Origin of the sequence: Arthrobacter sp. ov118 (assembly GCF_900116495.1) — a bacterium.
Classification (GTDB): domain Bacteria; phylum Actinomycetota; class Actinomycetes; order Actinomycetales; family Micrococcaceae; genus Arthrobacter.
Map to the genome: position 1 here is coordinate 286761 of NZ_FPAY01000002.1, position 21202 is coordinate 307962.

At 66.4% G+C, this 21202-nt stretch carries 17 protein-coding genes and 1 riboswitch; of the genes, 8 read left to right on the top strand and 9 right to left on the bottom strand.

All coding sequences use genetic code 11. From position 1 onward, the window contains the following. The first annotated feature begins 53 nt into the window (after positions 1-53). From BM372_RS06745 to BM372_RS06760, 4 genes are all read left to right on the top strand, one after another. Complete coding sequence (locus BM372_RS06745) at positions 54-3575, top strand: choice-of-anchor D domain-containing protein (protein WP_177235921.1); 3522 nt, start codon at positions 54-56, stop codon at positions 3573-3575. Positions 3576-3698: 123 nt separating this feature from the next. After that, entirely contained in the window at positions 3699-4127 is a 429-nt protein-coding gene (locus BM372_RS06750; protein WP_090953440.1) for a nuclear transport factor 2 family protein, read from the top strand. A 123-nt stretch (positions 4128-4250) separates the two neighbouring features. Further along, a complete protein-coding gene (locus BM372_RS06755; RefSeq protein WP_090953442.1) occupies positions 4251-5228 on the top strand; it encodes a dienelactone hydrolase family protein in 978 nt (325 codons plus the stop codon). Positions 5229-5282: 54 nt separating this feature from the next. After that, positions 5283-6044 carry a glycoside hydrolase family 16 protein gene (locus tag BM372_RS06760; protein WP_090953444.1) on the top strand — a complete coding sequence of 254 codons (762 nt, stop codon included), beginning with the start codon at positions 5283-5285 and terminating at the stop codon, positions 6042-6044. 25 nt (positions 6045-6069) lie between these two features. Here BM372_RS06760 and BM372_RS06765 read toward each other — a convergent pair whose 3' ends face one another. Beyond that, positions 6070-6390, bottom strand: a complete 321-nt coding sequence (locus BM372_RS06765) for a hypothetical protein (RefSeq protein WP_090953446.1) — start codon at positions 6388-6390, stop codon at positions 6070-6072. A 273-nt stretch (positions 6391-6663) separates the two neighbouring features. Next, positions 6664-7509, bottom strand: coding sequence for a glycoside hydrolase family 16 protein (locus BM372_RS06770; RefSeq protein ID WP_256214079.1), 846 nt, complete (start codon positions 7507-7509; stop codon positions 6664-6666). 19 nt (positions 7510-7528) lie between these two features. Between BM372_RS06770 and BM372_RS20980 the strand changes: the two genes are divergently transcribed. After that, a complete protein-coding gene (locus BM372_RS20980) occupies positions 7529-7666 on the top strand; it encodes a hypothetical protein (protein WP_256214080.1) in 138 nt (45 codons plus the stop codon). Positions 7667-8064: 398 nt separating this feature from the next. Beyond that, a complete protein-coding gene (locus BM372_RS06775; protein ID WP_090953447.1) occupies positions 8065-8766 on the top strand; it encodes a DNA alkylation repair protein in 702 nt (233 codons plus the stop codon). Positions 8767-8770: 4 nt separating this feature from the next. On the opposite strand, the gene BM372_RS06780 is transcribed toward BM372_RS06775, so the two are convergent. Both BM372_RS06780 and BM372_RS06785 read right to left on the bottom strand, forming a co-directional pair. After that, positions 8771-10009, bottom strand: a complete 1239-nt coding sequence (locus BM372_RS06780; RefSeq protein ID WP_090953449.1) for a cation:proton antiporter — start codon at positions 10007-10009, stop codon at positions 8771-8773. A gap of 7 nt (positions 10010-10016) precedes the next feature. Continuing rightward, positions 10017-10271, bottom strand: a complete 255-nt coding sequence (locus tag BM372_RS06785; RefSeq protein WP_090953451.1) for a hypothetical protein — start codon at positions 10269-10271, stop codon at positions 10017-10019. Between the two features lie 174 nt (positions 10272-10445). Then, a riboswitch (cyclic di-AMP (ydaO/yuaA leader) is annotated at positions 10446-10646 on the top strand. A 3-nt stretch (positions 10647-10649) separates the two neighbouring features. Here BM372_RS06785 and BM372_RS06790 point away from each other — a divergent pair. Beyond that, on the top strand, positions 10650-11348 hold the full coding sequence (locus BM372_RS06790; protein WP_090953453.1) for a hypothetical protein: 699 nt from the start codon (positions 10650-10652) through the stop codon (positions 11346-11348). A 148-nt stretch (positions 11349-11496) separates the two neighbouring features. Here BM372_RS06790 and BM372_RS06795 read toward each other — a convergent pair whose 3' ends face one another. Beyond that, positions 11497-12054: a dihydrofolate reductase family protein gene (locus BM372_RS06795; protein ID WP_090953455.1), complete on the bottom strand. Its 558-nt coding sequence runs from the start codon at positions 12052-12054 to the stop codon at positions 11497-11499. A 285-nt stretch (positions 12055-12339) separates the two neighbouring features. Here BM372_RS06795 and BM372_RS06800 point away from each other — a divergent pair, with 285 nt between their 5' ends. Beyond that, positions 12340-13383 (top strand): serine hydrolase, encoded by a 1044-nt coding sequence (locus tag BM372_RS06800; RefSeq protein WP_090953457.1) that lies wholly within the window; start codon positions 12340-12342, stop codon positions 13381-13383. A 31-nt stretch (positions 13384-13414) separates the two neighbouring features. On the opposite strand, the gene BM372_RS06805 is transcribed toward BM372_RS06800, so the two are convergent. The 4 genes from BM372_RS06805 to BM372_RS06820 are packed head-to-tail and all read right to left on the bottom strand — an operon-like array spanning position 13415 to position 21195. After that, positions 13415-14347: a hypothetical protein gene (locus tag BM372_RS06805; RefSeq protein ID WP_256214081.1), complete on the bottom strand. Its 933-nt coding sequence runs from the start codon at positions 14345-14347 to the stop codon at positions 13415-13417. A gap of 43 nt (positions 14348-14390) precedes the next feature. Next, on the bottom strand, positions 14391-17537 hold the full coding sequence (locus BM372_RS06810) for an efflux RND transporter permease subunit (RefSeq protein ID WP_256214082.1): 3147 nt from the start codon (positions 17535-17537) through the stop codon (positions 14391-14393). Further along, a complete protein-coding gene (locus tag BM372_RS06815) occupies positions 17534-18016 on the bottom strand; it encodes an efflux RND transporter periplasmic adaptor subunit (RefSeq protein WP_090953459.1) in 483 nt (160 codons plus the stop codon). The genes BM372_RS06810 and BM372_RS06815 overlap by 4 nt, the downstream gene beginning before the upstream one ends. Further along, entirely contained in the window at positions 18013-21195 is a 3183-nt protein-coding gene (locus BM372_RS06820) for an efflux RND transporter permease subunit (RefSeq protein ID WP_256214083.1), read from the bottom strand. The genes BM372_RS06815 and BM372_RS06820 overlap by 4 nt, the downstream gene beginning before the upstream one ends. Positions 21196-21202: the final 7 nt, after the last annotated feature.

A 21202-nucleotide genomic window follows, 5' to 3' on the forward strand; every position in this document is an offset into this window, starting at 1 on the left:
CAAAACAACGGGTATTTTCCGGCCATTTTCTTGGCCGTCTGCGCAATCAACGCATGGGTGGGGCAGCCCCCTTCCGGCTCGAACGATCGGCCTGGGCCGCCCTCCTGACGACGTCGCTCGCATTCGCCGGGCTGTCGGTCAGCGGGATGGCCTCAGCCGATGTGGGGACCATCGCCCACGATTCGCTGCGGACAGGATGGGACAACAACGAGACCGCGCTTTCGCCGTCATCGGTTGCCTCCTCGAACTTCGGCAAGCTGTTTTCCGCCGCGGTGGACGGGCAGGTCTACGCCCAGCCGCTCGTGGTCGGTGGCGCGGTGATTGCTGCGACGGAGAACAATAACGTTTATGCGCTGGACGGGGCGACGGGCGCGAAGAAGTGGACGCGCAACCTTGGACCGGCCTGGCCGGTGTCAACGGTTGGCTGCGGCGACCTCACACCAAACATCGGCATCACATCGACGCCGGTCTACGACGCGGCGACGAAGAGCGTCTTCCTGATGGCGAAGACCAATGACGGAGCGACTGCCCGGCTCCCGCACTGGTACATGCATTCCCTCGATGTGGCCACAGGCGCGGAGAGGCCCGGCTTCCCCGTTGTCATCGACGGTGCGCCGACGAACGACCCCACCCGCCCGTTCAATGCCATGACTGCAATGCAGCGGCCCGGGCTGTTGCTCCTAAATGGGGTCGTGTACGCGGGCTTCGCCAGCCACTGTGACTACACCCCCTTCGTCGGATATGTCGTCGGCGTGTCCACTGCCGGCCGGCAGACAACCATGTGGGCCACGGAGTCCGGCAACGCCAGCGCCGAAGGCGGTATCTGGCAGTCAGGCGGAGGGTTGGTGTCTGACGGTGCGGGTCAGATTCTGTTGACCACCGGGAACGGCATCTCACCGAAGCCAAGCCCGGGCAATACGCCTCCCACCACCCTGGCCGAGTCGGTGGTCCGGCTGAAGGTCGGTGCAGACGGCAACCTCAAGCCCACCGACTTCTTCAGCCCTACCAACAACGCCAAGCTGGACCGGGAAGACGCCGATCTGGGGTCGGGGGCCCCGGTGGGGATTCCGGACGGTTACGGCACCGCTGCACACCCGCACCTGCTGGCGCAAGTCGGCAAGGACGGCACAGTTTACTTGCTGGACCGGGATAATCTGGGCGGCATGGCGCAAGGGCCTGGCGCAACCGATGCCGTGCTCGACAAAGCCGGTCCGTACAACGGAGTGTGGGGAAAGCCCGCTTTTCTCGGGACCACTAACGGTGGATACATCTACGTCGTCGAGAGCAACGGATACCTTCGCGCCTTCAAGCTCGTGCCGAGCGCTTCGGGCGGGGTCAGCCTCGCCGCCGTCGGGACCTCCGCCGGCACGTTCGGATTCAGCTCCGGCTCGCCGGTGGTGACCTCGAACGGCAAGGACGGGTCCTCCGCCCTTGTCTGGGTGGTCTACACCACCGGAGGGACCGGGGCCGGGGCGGAATTGCGAGCTTACCGCGCGCTTCCGGACGGCACAGGCCAGCTCAAAGAAGTGTTCAGCGCCCCTATTGGTATAGCCGCCAAGTTCGTCACGGTAGCGACCGATAATGGTCGGGTGTACGTCGGCACCCGCGACGGGCACGTGATCGGCTTCGGTATTCCGACAACCTCGGCGGTCGGGGCGACGAACACCGACCTGGGCACAGCACCGGTCGGCGCTACGCGCACCGGCAGCGTGACACTCACCGCTTCCCGGGCGGTGACGGTCAGTGCCATCACAGGAACTGCCCCGTTCGGCATTGGAGCAATGGCCCTGCCTCGGACGCTGGCTAAAGGCGGCAGCATGACCGTCCCCGTGACTTTCGCGCCGACGGTTCCCGGACAGGCTGACGGGACGCTGACAGTCAAGACAAGCGACGGCGAGACCGACCTCGTCGGTGTCCACGGCGTGGGCACCAAGGACGGACTGGGCGCAACACCCGCCTCGCTTGAGTTCACCGACGTGCCGACCCAGACGGGCAGCCGGCAGACTGTCAACATCGTCAACACCGGTACCACCGTCGCCAAAATCACCGGCGTCACCTTGCCGGTCAACGCAACGCTCAAAGTCGACCCGAGCACCGTGCCGGCGGTGGGACAGACCATCCAACCCCAGGCATCGGTTCCCGTGTCTCTGACTTTCAGTCCCACAACGGCGAATCCGGTCACCGACAAGCTGGTTATCCAGAGCGACCGCGGCTCATTGACCGTGCCGGTGACCGCGACCGCTGTTTCCGGAACGGCGCACCTGCAGGTGCCGTCCGCCCTGGACTTCGGTGCCGTCCCCGTGGGCACATCAGCAACGAGAGATTTCACGATCTCAAACACCGGAAACATCCCCATGACCATCACCAAGGCGAAGGCCCCGCAGGGCGTCTTCACCACCACCGCTCCGATCTCCGAAGGCCTGGTGATCCCTGCGGGTGAATCCGCTTATCAGAGCGTGACCTTCACACCGACAGCCGTCGGGCAGGCCGGGACGTCGGAAACGTTTTACCTGCTGACGGCCAATGACGGCCAGGGCGCGCTGAAGGTGATGCTCACCGGGACCGGAACCGACGACCCGATCGCTGCCTACGCTTGGAAGACCGGCGCCGGTGACCCGCGTTCGACACTCGGCCGCTCGCTGACCCTGGAGTACGACGTAGCGGGAGGGAAGTGCCAGGACTACGTCAGAGGGGTGATCTGCTGGTCGCCCAAGACCGGGGCGCATGCGGTCACCGGGGGGATCTACGGCCTGTACAAGGCCGCGGGTGGCGCCGGGGGCAGTCTGGGCTTCCCGACCACTGACGAGAAGGGGTCGCCGGATAAGGTTGGGCGGTACAACCACTTCTCGGGCTCGGGCGGGTCCTCGATCTACTGGTCGCCGGCTACCGGGGCGCACTCGGTATCGGGTGCGATCCGTGACAAGTGGGCGTCGCTTGGCTGGGAGACGGGCAAGCTGGGCTATCCGACCACGGACACTAAAACGTCCCCGGACAAGGTGGGTGCCTACAACCACTTCTCCGGATCGGGTGGAAACTCGATCTACTGGTCGCCGGCTACCGGGGCGCACTTCGTCCTGGGCGGGATACGGGCTAAGTGGGCGGCAACGGGCTGGGAGACGGGCCCGTTGGGCTACCCGACCACGGATGAGAAGGGCACCCCGGACAAGGTGGGGCGATACAACCACTTCTCGGGTACGGGCGGGTCTTCGATCTACTACACGCCGTCCACCGGAGCGCACTTCGTCCTGGGCGGGATACGGGCCAAGTGGGCGGCAAAGGGCTGGGAAACGGGCCCGCTGGGCTATCCGACCACGGATGAGAAGGCTACACCGGACAACGTGGGGCGGTACAACCACTTCTCGGGTTCGGGCGGCGCCTCGATCTACTACAGTCCGTCGACCGGAGCCCACGATGTCGAGGGGGCGATCCGGACCAAGTGGGCGTCCCTGGGCTGGGAGAAGAGCCGGCTGGGCTATCCGACCAGCGACGAATACTCGGTTTCCGAAGGACGGAGATCGGACTTCCGAAACGGGCGGTTGACCTGGAACAAGTCGACAGGGCAGGTGACCGGATAGCCGCGGCCCCGGGGCGACAGCCCGTCCCGGGGCGCTTGGCGGTCCCAGCCGCTCGCCGTGAAGCTCGGGCCAAGGATGGCCGGGCTGTTGAAGCCCGGTTCTGAGCACCAGATGGAGTGAAAGATGAGCGAAGTTATCCAACGCCTGCTCGCCGCGGTCAATGCGCACGACCTCGAGGCAGCGGCCGCATTGTTCCATGGATCGTATCGAAGCGTGCAGCCCGCCCATCCGGCCAGGGCATTCGTAGGACGAGCCCAAATGCACTCGAACTGGACCGCAATGTTCGCAGGAGTTCCCGACTTTCATGCCGCGGTGGTGCACTCCGTGGATGACGGGAACACCACGTGGAGTGAATGGAACTGGGCCGGCACCCGCACTGATGGGCAGCCCTTCGAGATGCGCGGCGTCACAATTTTCGAAATCACGGACGGCCTCATCACCGACGGACGGCTCTTCATGGAAGAGCTGGAACGGCAACATGGCGGTATTGCAGAGGCGGTACAGGCGCTCTCAGGGCACCGCCCGCAGGACCCGACGGACCAAGATCGCTGACTTTTGAGTGCAGGTGCCCGCGCGGTCGGGGAAACCAGGACGAAGATGCCCGGGCCTGGAGCTTTCGCCCTTGCCGGGCGGCACGATTCGGAGGAGGATGTTCGGCAACTTCGGGAGGCTCGGATGACGCAGCTTGGCAAGTTTGAAAAGTACCTGATCGAGGAATTCTTCGACGACTACCGCGCCGGAGCCATGACGCAGCACACCTTCACGCGGCGCGTTGCGTTCATCATGGGGAGCATGGGGGCAGCGTCGGCGGCGATGCTGCTGGTCGGGTGCACGCCCGATGAAGTTCCCCGCGCCACGGACCCCATGCCGACGCCGACGCTTTCCTCGACGTCGCCGGCGTCGGGCAGCGCGTCGTCGGGTGCAGTGCCGGGCGCCAAGAGCCCGCTGTCCGTCCCCGAGGGGGCGGCCGGACTCACGACGGCGACGGTGCGGTTCCCGTCCGGCGGCACCGAGATCAGCGGCTATCTGGCCCGGCCGGAGAATGGCCCGGCCGGGCCGGCAGTGCTGGTCTGCCACGAGAACCGCGGCCTGACCGCGCACATCCAGGACGTGGCCCGCCGGTTCGCTAAAGCCGGATACGCGGCCCTGGCCCTGGACCTGTTGAGCAGGGAGGGAGGCACGGCAAGCCTGGACCCGGATGCCGTCCCAGGAGCGTTGACGCAGGCCGGAGCCCCACGACACGTCGCCGACTTCGCCGCGGGATTCGACTACCTGCGGGCACAGGATTTCGTGGATCATGGGCGGATCGCCATGAATGGCTTCTGCTTTGGCGGCGGCATCACCTGGCAGGCGGCGACGGCGCTCCCTGGGCTGAAGGCCACATCGGCGTTCTACGGGCCGGCGCCTGATCTCGATAAAGTTCGGGCCATCAAGGCGGCGGTCTTTGGGGTCTACGCCGAACTGGACCAGCGGATCACCGGCGCCATGCCGGCGTTCAAGGATGCCCTGGACGCGACCGACGTGCGACACGAGCTCAAGGTCTACCCCGGCGTGGACCACGCCTTCCACAACGACACGGGGGAGCGCTACAACCAGGAGCAAGCCACCGCTGCCTGGAACGACACCTTGGCCTGGTTTGGCAAGTACGTCTGACAGCGGAGACATGTCGACGGATCAGGCCAAAGCGGTCCCGGAACAGGAATTGTCATGTTCGCACATCGCATCGCGGCCGCTGTGACCGCGGCGGGCGCGTTGGGCCTTGCAGGGTGCGGAGCCGGCCCCGGACTTGACCGGCTGGGCGTTGCAGCATCCGCAGCGGACGGGACGCAGGCCGCCGTCGTGCACGGATGGGGCCCAGTGGTGGCCGGAGACGAATTCAACTACTCTGGCCCGCCTGACCCCGCGAAGTGGAAAGCCTACGACGGACGAGGGCACGCGGGCAAGGGCATTCGGAGCCCGAAGGCCCTTGCTGTCGGCGGCGGCGCCGTCACGGTCAGCGGTGACTCTGCGGGCACCACGGGAGGCATGTCTGCCCGTTTTGCCCGGCAGCGGTACGGCCGCTGGGAGGCCCGAATGAAAACCAGCGCACGGGACTCCCAATATCATCCAGCCCTGCTCCTGTGGCCGAACAACAACGTATCGCCCACCTGTGCGGAAATTGACTATGCCGAAGGCACTGCGGACATCACCAAGATCAAGTTCAACCTGCACTACGCCTGCCACGGCCCGAACTTCCAGACCCGTGCCGCGCGGTCGGTGGACACGACGCAATGGCACAACTATGCCGTGGAGTGGACGCCAGGCGGGATCACCGGATACCTCGACGGGTCGGTGTGGTTTGCCGATGCGAACCCGGCCCATCAGCCAACCGTGGGGATGCATCAAGCGGTGCAGCTTGACTGGTTTCCCGCCGGGACACCTACCAGACCGACCCAGTTGCACGTCGCGTGGATCCGCGTCTATAAGTGAGCTTCCGCGGGCCGGCTTAACGTCTTCACGCTCCGGAGGTGCCGTCCGGCCCGGGGAGCTCGGCAGCCTCGAAGGACCCGTCGACAGGTCCGGCCACCGCTTTCATCGCGGCGAGGTGTTCCACGAGTGCCAGTTCCGGGCGTCCGGGATGCGCAGCAACCTGCCGGTGAAGCAGTTCCCGGGCACGGCCGTGCTCCGGCGCGGTGTCGGCGAGGACGGCTTCGATGATGCGTGCGGCCTGGTGTCGGATTCCAACGGCATTGGCGGCATGCTCAGCGCCGGTGGCCAGATCATCGGGATCCTGGCTGCCGGGGCGTTTTGGGAGGGATGACGGCTCCACCGACACGGGCTATTCCTTTGGTTAACGTTCCGGCTGAGCCCGGAACCGGCCTGCCGCCTTCCCCCCATCCCGGGCGTAGGTTCCCGGTTCTGAAGGCGGCCCACCGTGACACACCCTATATCGGCGCCAGGCGCCGAACCTTCAACGGAAGCGAAGTTTTCGCCAAGATGATGCGCAGGTTTCGGTGCTGATGCCCTGAGGGGCCAACGGCACAGTGAAGCCCCGCGCCTTGCTTGGCACGGGGCTTCACTCGATGTGCCGGCCTGGATGGGGCCGCTCTTACTTATAAACGCGGACCCAGTCGACCTGCATCTGCGACGGTTTGGTGGCCGAGCCGTCCGGGAACCAGTCCAGCTGCAGCGTCTGGTGCATGCCCACTGTGGGCAGGTGCGCCGGGTTCGTGTCGGAGAAGGTCTTGACGCCGTCGATGTAACCTGTGATGCCAGCCGGAGTCCACTCCACGGCGTAGTTGTGCCACTGCGTGGTGTCGATGGTCTTGGCCGCGGTCGTCTGGAAGCTCGAGCCGCCGCAGGCATAGTGCAGGAAGAACTTGATCTGGGCAGTGTTGGTGCTTCCCTCGGCGTAGTCGATCTCGGCGCAGTTGGGGGAAGTGTTGTTGTTGGGCCACAGAATCAGGACGGGGTGGTACTTCGGATCCCTGGCGTTGGTCCTCATCCGCGTTTCCCACTTGCCGTACTTTTGCTGGGCGAACTTGGCTGACATGCCGCCCGTGGTTCCGGCCGAGTTTCCGCTGACCGTCGCCACGCCGTTGGCTACAGACCACGCCTGGGGGCTCCGCACGCCTTTTCCGGCGTGGCCGGTTCCCTTGAATACACTCCACTTAGTCGAATCCGGGGCGCCGGTCTTGGAGAACTCATCACCTGCAACAACCGCACCCCAGCCGCGGACGGTGGCCGCCTGCGACCCATTGCCGGTCGCGGCCACAGCGGCTTGCGCGGATACGGGAGCGGGGGCCGGTGCGGCGACAGCCGGGGTTGTGCCCGTGGCGGCTGCCGCTGCGGCAGTACCCTTTGCCGCCGGTTCGACGGCGGCGACAGGCGCGGCTTCGGCAGCGGTGGGGGCCGCGGCGGTCCCGCCCGTCCTGCCGATGGGTGCGGTGTCCAACTCGTCAGGGACGACAGCCGTGCCCGTGGCTGTCGCCTTTGGCGTTGGTGTAGCCTTTGGCGTCGCCGCGGCCTTCGGCGATGCGGCAGCCTTTGGCAATGCGGCGGCCTTTGGCGATGCCACAGCCTCCGGAGCGGCGGCAGAGCGTACGGCCTGACCGGACGAAGGGGCTGCGGCGCCTACGGTAGATGCGACGCCGCACCCGGTCAGGGACAAGGCGCCCATGGCCACCGCAATGGCTACTTTGTTGAGACGGCTTGTCTTGGACTGTGTCTTCTGGAACAACGGACCCCTCCGGGCTTTGTGACTGGCACACACAACCGTCGCTACCAAGGCGGCGGCGAGTGCGGGAAGCTTCCTCCGGCCCTGCCGCAGGGCACCGGCGAGCAGACGCCCAACGGCGTAACGGCGCCCGGCGACGCGGGCTATCCGGGGCCCTGCATTCGGGCCAGGCCTTCACGGCCAGGTGGCAACGTTACCGGACCGTTACCGTGGGCGGCAAACCTCACTTTGCGATGCGCCGCGTTTTCCGGCCTCAGGGGAAAGAATGAACACATGAGTGATGCTGGCGAATTCATTGACCTCGCGCTGCAGCGGGAAGGTTCCTGGAGCCGCGCAGAGGAGCTGGCGACCCGGCTGGGAAAGGATCCAGGCGGTCGTGGCCTCCGGTTCTACGGCGCCTCCGTGGGTGCAATACGCGGGACCGTCCGGGACGCAGGGCGGCGCTACGCCGGGCTCTCGCACGACGAGATCACCGCGCTTAGCTCCGAACTGTGGGAGGTGCCGGTTTTTGAGCGGCGCCTGGCCGCGGTGGTGCTGTTGCAGGCCAATGTGAAGGTGTTGACCAACTCCGATCTCACCCGGCTGGAGGGCTTCATCCGGGAGGCACGGATGCGGGACCTCGTGGATCCGCTCGCCGTCGACGTCGTCGGACCCCTCGTGGATGGTCTCGACATTCTGGGCCGGGTGCGGGCGGACAGCGTGCTGGACCGGTGGGTGCGCGGACCCGATGCCTGGCTGCGCCGGGCAGCGCTGCTCTCACCGCTGCTGGCGCTGCGGGCCGGGGCGGGGGACTGGGACCGGTTCGTCCGCCATGCCCGAGCAGTGCTCGACGAGTCCGCATGGCGCTCTCGTGACGCCGACGCCGGCGCCGGAGGCACTGCCGGTGCCGCCGCGGCCCGGGAGGCGCTTTCCCGGGTCCTGGCGGAGGTGGCAAAGACGAGACCGGAGTTGCAGTTCACCCCCGCCGCGGGGTGAGCAACTAACTTCGGTCCTTGGGATCGACGGGTTCACCAGGTCCACCGGGATCGCCTGGTCCGACGGCGCTGCCGGCATCGCCGGGTCCGCCGGGTCCGCCGTGGATTTTCGGCGGAAGTGCGAACGTCCGGGCTCCCCACGACCCGGCCGCCGCGCTCGCGGCAATGGTGACCAGCGCACCCACCAGCAAAGCTGCTGCCTCGCCGGGGAGCAGCACTTGAAGCTGCGTGCCGATGCTCGCCGCCGCCACCGGCACGCCGAGCTGGGCCGCAGACAACACACCGAGCGGCAGCGGAAGTCCCAGGAACGTCAGGCCCGCGTGTGTCAGGAGCGTCCCCGCCCCGAGGGCCAGGCCCAGGCCAATCATGTCCGGATGCCCAGCCAGATCCTTAAGCGTGAGGGAGGCACCAAGCCAGACGAAGAAGACCGGGCCCAGGAAGCCGTCGCTGAGGCCGAACAATTGCCGGGCCAGGCGCCGCGGTTCGCCAACAGCCGCCATGACCAGGCCGAAGGAAAAGCCGGCCATCATCACCGATACACTGCTGAACGTCGCCACACCGGCCAAGGCAAAAAGCACCGCCAGCTGGACCCTCAATTCCAGGGCGAACTTGCGCGCTTCCGAGAGCCGGTGCACGCGGCCGCGGATGCCGCTGCGCTCCAGGTAGCGCAGCACGATAAAGAGCGCGACGGAGCAGCCCGTCACCACGAGCAGGCCCAGTGCCGCCCGTCCCGCGTGCGGCGGATCCACCATGAGCGGCAGCGCCAGAATGCAGGCGATGTCGGCGAGCGCCACCTGCGCGATCATGGCGACCACATCGGGTCCGCCCAGGCGCAAGGAGTCAACGATCGGCAGGACCAGGGCAGCTGACGATGACGCCAAGAGCACGACGTACAGGGGAGCATGTCCCGTCCCGAAAAGCAGACCGATCCCGGTTCCGACAGCCACTGCTGCCGCTGTTGCAGCCGCGGCCCGGCGGGCGCCATGGCCGAGCGCGGAACGGATCAGCGGATCCCTCACCGGAACATGGCTTCCGGCGACAAACATCATCAGCGCAAACCCGATGTTGGCCAGCAGGCTGAACGTCGGATCTGCCGGATCCACGAGGCCCAGCCCAGTCCGCCCGATCAGGATCCCGGCCAGCAGTTCGCCCAGCACCACCGGCAGCCGCCAGCGCACCGGCAGTGCCAGCAGGGGACCGGCCAGTGCGGCGACGGAGATCAGTGCCAGGGACAGGAACGTCACGGCGCGCCTAGCCTACTGACCGCCGTTCCACCACCGCATACGCTCTGCCGTCCAGGAAGGCCCAGTCGTTGACCACCATGAACCCGAGCGCGTCCACCCGGTCGTTCAGGACGTGCTCGTCGAAGCCACCGTCGCGCGGTTCCGCATCCCAGGTGGCGACGTGTACGTCTTGGCCGTCCAGAATCAGCAGTTCGGTGTTGACGTCGAAATCCTCCTGGGGCTGGCTGCTCAACTGGCAGATGGCGACGCAGTGGGTTCTCATCTCGGGCCTCCGCTTCGAGGTGGTGCTGATGGCATCATCCTACGTTCGGAAACCCTGCCGCCCTATGGGCACTTACCTGCCGGAGTGTGGCCTTCGTTACCTGAATGTGACATTTGGTTGAACCTCGGGTTACCGTGGATATGTGCCCAGTTGATTCCGAGACGGGCGCCCCCCAGCCGATTGCCTAACTCTGCCGCGGCCCGGGGGTAACTCGCATCGACGACCGGCAGAGACGGGGAAACCACTTTTGACCTGCTGATCACGCAGGTCTTGGGGTGAAGCCGCACAGTGCCCGCTATGACGGGCCGGGGAGTGCGGCCGGGTGCCTCCCATCCGAATCCGACAGCTCACCTCGCAGGCATTGGGAGAGGGACATTCTTGTCTTCAATCAATACTTTTGCGCGCCATGCCGCCGTTCTCGCCGCCGCATCCGGCCTCGTTCTGACCACCGGAATGGCGGCCAACGCGGCCACAGCACCTGTGCAGCGTGACTCCGCAGCGGCGTCCCATGTGGACGTCAAGGGACTCATCAGCGCGCCGCTCACGGCCGATTCAAACGTTTCGATCAGCTTCGACCGCCCCGCGGTTGCTTCCGTCGCCGCGCCGGTCATCGAACAGCCCAAGCCGGCTGCCGCCGTTCCTGCCGCAGCTCCCGCAGTGGCGCCTGCGTCGAAGCCTGTGGCGCCTAAGGCAACCGTGCACGTCCAGGCCGCTCCGGCCGCGGCGCCCGCTGCCAAAGCTCCGGCCGCGGCGCCCGCTGCCGGTCGCAACGCCATCATGCTTGCTGCCGCCTACCGCCAGGTGGGCATCACGCAGGACTGCACCGCAATGGTGGAAAAGGCCCTGGGCGCGGCGGGTAAGCCCGTCGGGGACATCGGTCCGCGTGCCTTCCTTGGCCTCGGAACCCGCGTCGCGACCCCGATCCCCGGCGACATAGTGGTCCAGTCCGGCCACGTGGGCATCTACGCCGGCAACGGCCAGGTGGTCAGCGGCGGCATGAACGGCAAGAACCAGACGATGGTTCACCCCATGTCCTGGCTCACCGCGACCGGCGGCGTGACCTTCGTCCGCGCCTAGGCCGTAGGGTTCCCTGGCCGGAACGCTTCCGGGCCCGAACAGACCGGGCCTGTCAGTCCGGAAAGACCGGCGATCGACTGCCTTTGGGGGCAGGCGATCGCCGGTCTTTCCTGTGCCGTCATCCCTGCCCCCAATCCGGGTCCGCAGCCTAGGCGGCGTAACGCAGCAGGGTCACCCCGTTGCTGAAGGACCGTGTCTCCAGGAAGCGAAGCTGGGCAATGCTGTCCGAAGACTTAAACAACGGATTGCCCCGCCCGACCAGGACCGGATGGATGTACAGCCAGTATTCGTCGATCAGCCCGTACCGCCGGAACGTGTCGGCGAGGTTCGCCCCGCCAAGGGCCAAGTCGCCGCCCGGCTGCGACTTCAGCGCCAGGACCTCCTCGACCACTACCTCCGGGACCACGGTGGTGTTCCAGCCGGCCGTCGCCAGGGTCCGGGAGTACACGATTTTGGGCATGTCGCGCCAGATGCGGGCGAACTCGGCCATCGAAGCGGGGCTGTTGGGGTCCGAGTCCGCCGTCGGCCAGAACTCAGCCATCAGCTCGTACGTGACCCTCCCGTCCAGGAAGGCGCCCATGGCGGCGAGCTGTTCGTTGAAATGGCGGTGGAGTTCGTCGTCGACCATATGCCAGCTCAGGTCCTGGTTTGGGCCCTCGAAGAACCCGTCGAGGGACACCTGCATGGAAAGGATAACTTTGCGCATCGCCGCTCCTTGCCCTTTCACAGCGCCTTTCACGAGCGCCTTCTACGAGCGCGTCTTTCACCAGCGTACGCTTCTGCAGAATCCTGCCGATGAAGAAGTGAGGATTTGAAGAAGTGAAGCAGCGCTGCAGGGGGAACGCAAGCTTAATCAAAGGCGGGGCTCTTGTGCCTGGAGTTGCTAGAGGGAAGAATGCGAAAGACTTTGGTGTCCAGCCCCGGTCAGCCGCTTACGGAGGAAGACAGATGCCCGCGAAAGTTTTCGAGCACAGATCCGGCGGAGAATCGGATGGCTGAGCCGGCGCGCCACTATGGGTCAGGCGCGCACCGGGCCGATGGATCCAAGCCGGGACCGGGGCCGCTGGCCTCGCGGCTCACGAGAATCCGGCCGCGGCACCTGACCGCCGCCGCCGTCGCAGTTGCCCTTGTGGCGGCCGGCGGCGTCTACGCGATCGGCCAGACTGGTCTGCAGGCCGAGCCACCGCCCGCCGCCGCGGCCGAGCCGTCCGCAACCGCCGTCGCATCACCGCTGACGGCGACCCCGACGTCGGCGGCAGCGGCGGGCAGCGCCGCACCCACCGCCAGTGCTGAAGCGGCCGCCACGCAACCAGCTGCAAAGCCAGTCCCCGCCGCGGCGGTCCCGGCCATCGGCCCCGAGTTGGACAACCAGATCCGCGCGATCATCGCCGCCAATGGTGCGTACGCAGTGGGGGTGTCGTTGATCGATCTCTCTGACGGCGTGGTCCATGGCTACGGGGACCAAAGCAAGTTTGTGGCCGCCAGTACGGCCAAGATTCTCGCAGCTTCGGCCTACTACCACTTGGTGGAGACCGGCCGCGCCTCGCTGTCGACCCGGCTGGGAGCCTCGACGGCGGGGGCCCAGATCCGGCAGATGGTCCAGCAAAGCAACAACGATTCATGGGCACTGATCCTGCGCGCTGTCGGCCAGCGCGGGATAACAAACTATGCCGCGTCGATCGGGATCGCCTACGACCGCACGGTGAATTTGCTGACCCCGGCCGAGATGGCCCGGACGCTCCAGCTGCTCTACACCGGACAGCTGCTCAACGCGCAGCACACTGCCCAGCTGTTGTCGTACATGCAGAACACCAACTACGAGACGCTGATCCCGCCCGCGGTTCCGCCCGGGGTAGGGGTCTATCACAAGTATGGGCTGCTCTTTGGCAACCTGCATGACGCGGCCGTGCTGGTCAAGGACGGCCGGGCCTTCGCGTTCGTCGTCTACACCCGCGGCAAAAATTACTCGGACATGGACGCGCGGGCCCGGATCATCCAGCAGCTCACCAGAACCGTGACGGCCGCGCTGTTCTGACGGCCGCCGTTCCGGCTGTCGGTATCGGCTGTCAGTTGCAGCTGTGATCGACCTTGGCCCGTTCTGTGGTGCCGTAGACGCCGGGGCTGACGGCATAGCCGTGCCGGTCCTGCGCCAACGCCCGCTTGTTGGCGGCGGCCAGTGCGGCGTCATCGAGCATCGTGGTCGAGTGGAGGTCCAGGAACTCCTGGCTGTCCCCGCTGGAGGCCGTGACTTTGAAACTTCCCAGTCCGGCCCGGTAATACTTCTGCTGATGGCCGGCGGAGGACCCTTCGAGGGGGTTGAACTCGTCGATCTTCAGGGTCTTGGCCGCCTTGCTGGCCACCTGGCCGCAGTCCAGGAAATCAATCGCGGGCGCTGACGCCTGGGTATAGGGGCCGGATCCTTTCGACGGGTGCGCCAGCATGGCGATGCCGGCGCGGGCTTTGTCCACTCCTGCGATGAACGTGTTGGGGGCGCCGGCAAACTTTCCGCCCTCGAACTCCTCCGGGTACTCACCCAACAACCAGACCGCGCCCTTCTCCGTCTGCGCAAAGAATGCCAGCTCGGATTCTTCCAGGACTCCGTCGTTGTAGTCCCGGTCCCACAGGACAACCGTGCGGACTCCGTGGACCATCTTGGTCAGCCCCGTCACTATGGACACCACCCGGTGCGCGTGGACCTCTGGCGGGTTGGTGGTGAGGTCGGTGACGCGGCCAGTGAACTCGGAGCGCGTGCCCGGTTTCATGGGGAGCCAGGTGTTGTCCACCTCCGGCTTGTCGGGGAAGTTGCGCGCCCTGAAAGCGGGGAGCGAGCCAGCGCCGCAGTCTGTTGCGGGACCGGCCTGGGGTGCGGCCCCGGCGGAATTTGTTGGGGCGGAACCCGTTGGGGCCGGACCGGTGCCAGCCTGCGCAGCCACGGACGTGAAGAGCGACAATGGCAAGGCCACGAGGCAACTGACTAGGGCAAGGTGCTTGCGGAACATCGGATCTTTCCTTTGCGGGTTCCAGCGGGGCTTGTGGCCGGGCTCAGACGGTCGCTGTCCCGTCTGCGGCGCGTTCCCGTTCGAGCGACTTCCTGGACTTGGCGAACCGGAGATAGAGGGAGGGAACGATGAACAGGTTCAGCAGCGTGGAAGTCACCAGGCCGCCCAAAATGACGACGGCCATGGGGTGCTCGATCTCATGGCCCGGGACATTGCCCATGACCACAAGGGGCACCAGAGCCAGCGCTGTGGCCAGGGTGGTCATGAGGATCGGCGAAAGCCGCTCCGAGGCCCCCCGCATGACCAGGGGCCGCCCGAAGCGCTCGCCCTCATTCCGTTCCAGGTGCTGGCAGTGGTTGATGAGCAGGATGCCGTTGCGCGCGGCGATCCCCATCACAGTGAGGAACCCGACAACCGAGCCCAGTGACAGGACTCCGCCGGAAATGAATGCCGCGATGACTCCACCCACCAGCGCTACCGGCAGCGTCAGCAGCGACAACACGGCCAGCCGCCAGCTACGGAAGGATGTCTGCAGCAGCAACAGGATCAGGGCGAGGGCCGCAGCGGCGAAGATCATGAGCCGGTTCGTGGCTGCCTCGCGTTCGGTGTACTCGCCAAGCAGCTGCACGCTGTATCCGGCTGGCAGATCCAGCTTCTCCAGCCGTGCCTTCAGCTCGCCGACAACCTCTCCAAGATCCGCACCCTGCGCGAGGAGCGAGCCGACTTCCACCCGACGGGATCCGTTGGTCCGGTCGATCTGGTTCGGCACTGCCTGCAGGCTGACGGCCGCGACGTCGGCGAGGCGGACGCGCTGGCCACTGGGCGTATCGATGGGCAGGTCTTCGATGCTGGTGACGCTGGAACGGGTTGCGGGCGTGCTCCAGACCTGGACGTCGTAGGCGCGGCCATCCCGGAAGACGTCCCCCACCTCTTCGCCGGCCACAAGCGTCGCGGCTGCCCGTCGGACGTCCCCGGGTTTGAGTCCGTACTTCTGCGCCTTGGCGAGGTCGACGGTCACGGCAATTTGTGGGACCTCCACTTCGAGGGACACGTGTGGGTCTTCGGTGCCCTGGATGTCCTCCAGAATGGTCTTGACCCGTTGGGCCTGTTCCCGCAGCGTGGGGAGATCATCCCCATACACCCGGACCAGAATGGGTTCACTGGCGCCTGTCAGGACCTCTTCGATCCGTTCCTTGAGATAGGTCTGGACGTCCCGGAACAGGCCGGGATAGCCGTCCACAACTTCCTGGACGTCGGCCAGGGTCTTCTCATAGTCCGCGTGGCGGTCGATGCTGATCCAGTGTTCGCCGGCATTGACGCCGACGATCTCGTCCGCGGCGAACGCCTGGCCGATGTGCGTGCCGCAGTTCAGGACGCCGGGCACCTGGAGGAATTCCGCGCAGCCGCGCTGCGAGATCCGGTACTCCTCCTCCGCAGAGGTGCCAGGCTGCGAGATCCAGTGCATCAGGAAGTCACGTTCCTTGAAGGTGGGGAACAGCGACTGGCCCATCAGGGGAACGATCGCCAGGCCCACCAACGCCAGGACGCCGAAGCCTGCGTAGCCGTAGCGGGGCCGGTTCATGAAGCGGGTCAGGATGGCGTGGTAGCCGCGCTTGAGCACGCGGACCAGGGGAGCGTCGCGTTGGTCCAGTTTGGCGTTGCCCAGCAGAATCAAAGCCAGGGCGGGCGTGACGGTCAAGGCCACCAGCATGGAGGCGAGGACCGCCAGGGTGTAGGTGATGGCCAGCGGGCGGAAGAAGACGCCGGTCAGTCCTTCGAGGAAGAAGATCGGTACGGCGGCGACCACAATGATCAGCGTTGCGTACACAATCGGGCTGCGCATCTCGAGCGAGGCTTTCAGGACCACAGACGCGGCAGACTCGGTGCTGCCCTGGGCCCGCTGCTGCCGCAGCCGGCGCATGATGTTTTCGACGTCGATGATTGCGTCATCGACCACCACACCTACCGCGATGACCAGCCCAGCCAGGACCATCGTATTGATCGAACTGGACGTGTAATACAGCACCAGCGCGGCCGTGAGCAGGGACAACGGAATGGCGACAAGGCTGATCAGGGCTGTGCGCCATTGGAAGAGGAAGGCGACGAGGATCATGACGACGAGCAGGCAGCCAAGCAGCAGTGCGGTGCTGAGGTTGGAGATCGACTCCTCGACAAAGCTGGCCGGCCGGAAGATGGTGGTGTCGAAGGTGATGCCGCTCAGGCCGGGCTGCAGCTCGTGGAGGGCCTCCTCAACGCCTTTGGTCACGTCCAGGGTGTTGCCCCACGGCAGCTTCTCAACGATCAGCATGAGCCCGTGCCCGTTATTGATCACGGCATCACCAATGAGCGGCTGGTGGTCCTCCACGACCCGGGCCACATCTCCCAGATGCAGCGCCACGCCGTCCTTCTCCCGAATGGTCACCCGGGCCAGGTCCGCGGGAGTCTGGATCGGCTGGACGTGCCTGATCCCCATTCTCTGGGTGGGACTTTCGATGAAGCCGCCCGTGCCGATGAAACGCCCCGGTGAGTATTGCAGCAGGCCAGCGTCGAGGGCGCCGGCGGTGACTTCCATGACCTGGTTGAGCGAGACTTTTTGCGCCTTAAGCTTCTCCGGTTCCACCTGGACCTGCAGCATCTGGAGCCGCTCACCCCAGATGGCGACATTAGCCACGCCTGGAACCCGCAACAGCCGGGCCCGGATGGTCCAGTAGGACAGCATGGACATCTCAATGAGCGAGTGCTGGGACGAGGTCATCCCGATCTTCATCACGCGGCTTGTTGCGGACAACGGTTGCAGCATCACCGGCGGAGCGGCCCAGGTGGGTAGCGCCGTGGTCACCGAGGACATCCGCTCCGAGACCTGCTGTCGGGCGTTAAGCAGGTCCGTGCCCTGGTGGAAGACCAGAACGATCGAGGACAACTGCGGTACGGACTTAGCCCGCAGCTCGTCCAGGCCCGGCATGCCGCTCAAAGCGGCCTCAATCGGCACGCTCACCAGCTCTTCGACCTCCTGGGCGGTCAGGCCCAGGCACGCGGTCTGGATTTCCACCCGGGGCGGCGCAAATTCCGGGAAAACGTCCACTGAAGCCGCGCCCAGCTGCAGGGAACCGAGCAGCATCACGGCGCAGGCGAAGGCGACGACGACGGTCCTGAACCGCAGGCTGATCCCGATGAGCCAGCGCATCGTCATTCACCCACATCGAATTCGGCGCCCAAGAGTTCCTCGGCGCCGGTCGTGACGACGGTGGTGCCGGCGCGGGGGCCGCTCTTCAGCACGGCAACCTGGCCGTTGATCCGCTCCACCGTGATGGACTGGCGGACGTAGACCTGGGGCTCCGGGTTGGTGTAGACCCACGTCTCGCCGGCGCTGTCATAAATGATGGCCCCGTAGGGGACGGTGAGCTTGTGCGTCTTGGGATCCAGGGCCGTCGAGGCCGTCTGGATTCCGGTGCGTTCGACGGCGCGCTCGGTCAGCGTGAGCCGGTGGAGGTCGGTGCCGGGTATTTCGGCAACGACCGCCGGGCTGTCGCCAGTGGGGGCAGTGTCCGCTGTCTCGGCACAGCCGGCCAGGCTGAATGCCGTGAGCACGGCCACGAACGACGCAGGGACGACTACCGCGGCCCTCTTGCGCTGCGGCGGACGTGTGGAGGGCGAAGGTGTGGAGTTCATGACGCATCCTGACTTTCAGTGCGTGCAGCGGTGCCTTCGCCCGTCCGCGCGTCGGGTGCTTGCTTCGGCTCGAACCGAAGCAGCGTGGCGGGCACAACAAACAGGGTGAAGAAGATGGTCGTCAGCAGCCCGCCCCAGATGATCACGGCGAACGGCAGGATAATTTCCGTTCCTACGACCCCCCCGAAGAGGACCAGGGGCAACAGCGCCACGGCCGTGACCAGGGTCGAGGCCAGGACGGGCGCCAGCCGCTGCCGGGCCCCGCGGGTGATCAGTGCGGGCCACGGCGCCGCGGCGTCCCCGGCACGCAGGGTACGCACGTGGCCGACCAGCAGGAGGGTGCCACGGACGGCGATCCCGAGGACGGCGGCGAAGGCGACCAAGGCGACCAGCGAGTTGATCCCGCCTGTGGCCTGGGCGGCCAGCACGCCGCCGGACAGCGCCAGGATCAGGCCCAGGAAGAGCAGGCCCGCGAGCCGCCAGCTCCCCGTCGCCGTCTGCAGCAGTACCAGGATGCCCGCCGCGGCGACCGCTGCCAGCAGCCAGAGCCAGGCGTAGTTGCTTTCCTGCTGGGCATACCGGGTCAGGATCTCCGCGTGGTAGGACATCGGGAACTGCATCTGCTGCAGGCTGGCGTTGATGTCACGTTCAATGTCGCCCAGCGGACGGCCTTGGATGTCGGCCTTGACGTCGATGCGCCGCGAGGTGTCGTCATGCAGGATCACGGACTCGTTACCGACCATGGTTACCTGGGCTACGTCGCCCAGGCGGGTGTGGCGGCCGTTGGGGGTGTCGATGATCAGGTTTCGGACGCTGTCCAGGCTGCTCCGCGTGGCCGCAGCCCCCTTTACGATAACCGAGAAGACCTTCTGCTCTTCATAGAGGTTCCCGACTTCAATGCCTTGCAGCAGTGCGGCGGCTGCCCGCCGCACGTCGCCCGGGACGACTCCGGCCCTTTGGGCCGCGGCGAGGTCCACCTTGACTTCGGCGATCGGTTGTTCGGCCGGCAGGTCCATGTGGGGATTGGCAACTCCGGCCGTGTGCTCGAGGACTTGCTGTACCTCCGCCGCTTTCTGCCGCAGGATCGTCGGGTCTAGCCCAAAGACGCGGACGGCAAAGCCGGAGTCGGCTTCTTCCCGAATCTGGTCGATGCGCTCCTGCGGGTAGGTGGAGACTTTGCTGGTCAGGCCCGGATAGCCGGCAATGACCCGCTCGACCGAGGCGGCTGTGTCGGCATAGGCCGCGTCGGCGGCCACCGTGACCCACAGTTCGCCGGAGCTGACGTCGCCGACCTGATCCGAGGTGATTGCCCGTCCAACATGTCCTCCGACGTTGGCGACACCCGGCAGGGCACGCAGCTCCTGGGCAGCGGCCTCGGTGACCCGGCCCATCTCCTGGTCGGAGGTGCCGGCGATCGCACTCCAGTGCACCACCAGGGTTTTGTCAGCTAGGACTGGCACAACGGGCTGGTTGGCGGCCAGGAAGGGAACGAGGGCGAGTCCGGCCAGCGCCACCACCGCGCCGGCGGCGAACACCCAGCGCGTCTTGCCGGCAAGGCGCGTCACGGCCCTGCCGTACGAGCCTTGAAGCCGCCGCAGGGACCGGCGTCCCGTCGCGGCGGAGCCCACAGGGAGGTAGTAGGCCAGTGCGGCCGTGACGGTCAGCGCGACGATCATGGAGACAACCAGGGCGAGCAGGTAGCTCTGGACAAGCGGGCCGAAGAGGGCCTCGTTCTCGCCAGCGATGAAGAGGGCGGGCAGGACGGCCAACGCCATGATCAGCAGCGAGTAGAGCATCGGGGTGCGGGCCGCGCGCAAAGCCTCCGGGATCAGCGCCTCGCGTTCCTCGCGCGTCTCCTGCCGGCCGACGTCGCCGGTCGCCTGGGCTGATCCGGCCGCTGCGCGACGGGCCCGGGCGATGCCGTTGAGGTCCTCGGCGACATCCCCCACGATGACGGCCAGGGCCAGCACCATACCGGCCAGGACCATGGCGTTCATCCCCGTGCCCCGCGCTTGGAGCACCAGCGCCGCCGCGGTCAGCGACACCGGAATGGTGATGAGGCTGATCAATGCCGTGCGCCAGGAGCGGAAGAAGGCGCCAAACATGCCAACGATCACCAACAGCGTGACCAACAGGGCGATGCCGAGCGTCCCGACCTCCTCGTCGATGAATGACGCCTGCCGGTAGACGCTGGTGTCGATCGTGACGCCGGGCAGGCCAGGCTGGAGTGCGCGGAGTTCCTCGTCAACGCCCCGGGTCACGTCCATCGTGTTCGTTTCCGGGAACTTTTCGATCACCAGCAACAACTCGGGATCCTTGCCCAGCAGGGCGTCGCCGATCAGCGGCTGGTGGTCGGTGGCCACCGTGGCCACGTCCTTGAGCAGCAGCTTCCCTGGCGACCCTTCGATCGGGACCTGGCCCAGATCCTGCGGGGTGGTAATCGGCAGGACGTGCTGGACACCGATCCGCTGGTGGCCCGTCTCAAAGAACCCGCCGGTGCCCGGTGTGGATGCCTCCAGGAAGCTCAAGGGCGAAACCCACACGGAATTGCCGGCGGTCTTGATGACTTCGTCCAGCGTCACGCCCTTGGCTTCGAGCTGCGCCGGGTCCACCAGGACTTGAAGTTGCTGGTCGCGCTGGCCCCAGATAGACACGTTGGCCACGCCCGGTACGGCCAGGAGCCCGGGCTTCATGGTCCAGCGGGCCAGCACGGACATATCGATGGCCGACATGTCCTTCGAGGTCAGCCGGACCATCATGACCCGGCTGGTCGAGGACAGCGGCTGCATCAACACGGGCGCCGCGGACACGTTGGGCAGGGCGCGGGCCTGTGTCAGCCGTTCCGAGACCAGCTGGCGTGCGCGGAAAAGATCGGTCCCGGGCTTGAAAACCATCTGGATCGACGAAAGACCCGGCACCGACTTGGACCGGATCGCCTCCACCCAGGCCACACCGTTGAGCAGATCGGCCTCCATGGGTGAAGTGATGAGCTGCTCAACCTCGGCAGCCGAGAGTCCCAGCGCTTCAGTCTGGATCTCGACCTGGGGAGGGGCGAATTCCGGAAAGGCATCCACGGACATGCTCGGCAGGCTCGTAAGCCCAAAGGCCAGAATGCCTGCCGCAACGGCCAGGACCAAGAGCCGGAACTGCATAACCAGCCGGAGGATTGCGGCCATCATGGCCCGA

What these genes read in the sequence shown, in the direction of transcription:
- BM372_RS06745 (WP_177235921.1), top strand. Translation starts at nt 54, where the DNA reads ATGGGTGGGGCAGCCCCCTTCCGGCTCGAACGATCGGCCTGGGCCGCC.
- BM372_RS06750 (WP_090953440.1), top strand. Translation starts at nt 3,699, where the DNA reads ATGAGCGAAGTTATCCAACGCCTGCTCGCCGCGGTCAATGCGCACGAC.
- BM372_RS06755 (WP_090953442.1), top strand. Translation starts at nt 4,251, where the DNA reads ATGACGCAGCTTGGCAAGTTTGAAAAGTACCTGATCGAGGAATTCTTC.
- BM372_RS06760 (WP_090953444.1), top strand. Translation starts at nt 5,283, where the DNA reads ATGTTCGCACATCGCATCGCGGCCGCTGTGACCGCGGCGGGCGCGTTG.
- BM372_RS06775 (WP_090953447.1), top strand. Translation starts at nt 8,065, where the DNA reads ATGAGTGATGCTGGCGAATTCATTGACCTCGCGCTGCAGCGGGAAGGT.
- BM372_RS06785 (WP_090953451.1), bottom strand. Translation starts at nt 10,271, where the DNA reads ATGAGAACCCACTGCGTCGCCATCTGCCAGTTGAGCAGCCAGCCCCAG.
- BM372_RS06795 (WP_090953455.1), bottom strand. Translation starts at nt 12,054, where the DNA reads ATGCGCAAAGTTATCCTTTCCATGCAGGTGTCCCTCGACGGGTTCTTC.
- BM372_RS06800 (WP_090953457.1), top strand. Translation starts at nt 12,340, where the DNA reads ATGGCTGAGCCGGCGCGCCACTATGGGTCAGGCGCGCACCGGGCCGAT.
- BM372_RS06805 (WP_256214081.1), bottom strand. Translation starts at nt 14,347, where the DNA reads ATGTTCCGCAAGCACCTTGCCCTAGTCAGTTGCCTCGTGGCCTTGCCA.
- BM372_RS06810 (WP_256214082.1), bottom strand. Translation starts at nt 17,537, where the DNA reads ATGACGATGCGCTGGCTCATCGGGATCAGCCTGCGGTTCAGGACCGTC.
- BM372_RS06815 (WP_090953459.1), bottom strand. Translation starts at nt 18,016, where the DNA reads ATGAACTCCACACCTTCGCCCTCCACACGTCCGCCGCAGCGCAAGAGG.
- BM372_RS06820 (WP_256214083.1), bottom strand. Translation starts at nt 21,195, where the DNA reads ATGATGGCCGCAATCCTCCGGCTGGTTATGCAGTTCCGGCTCTTGGTC.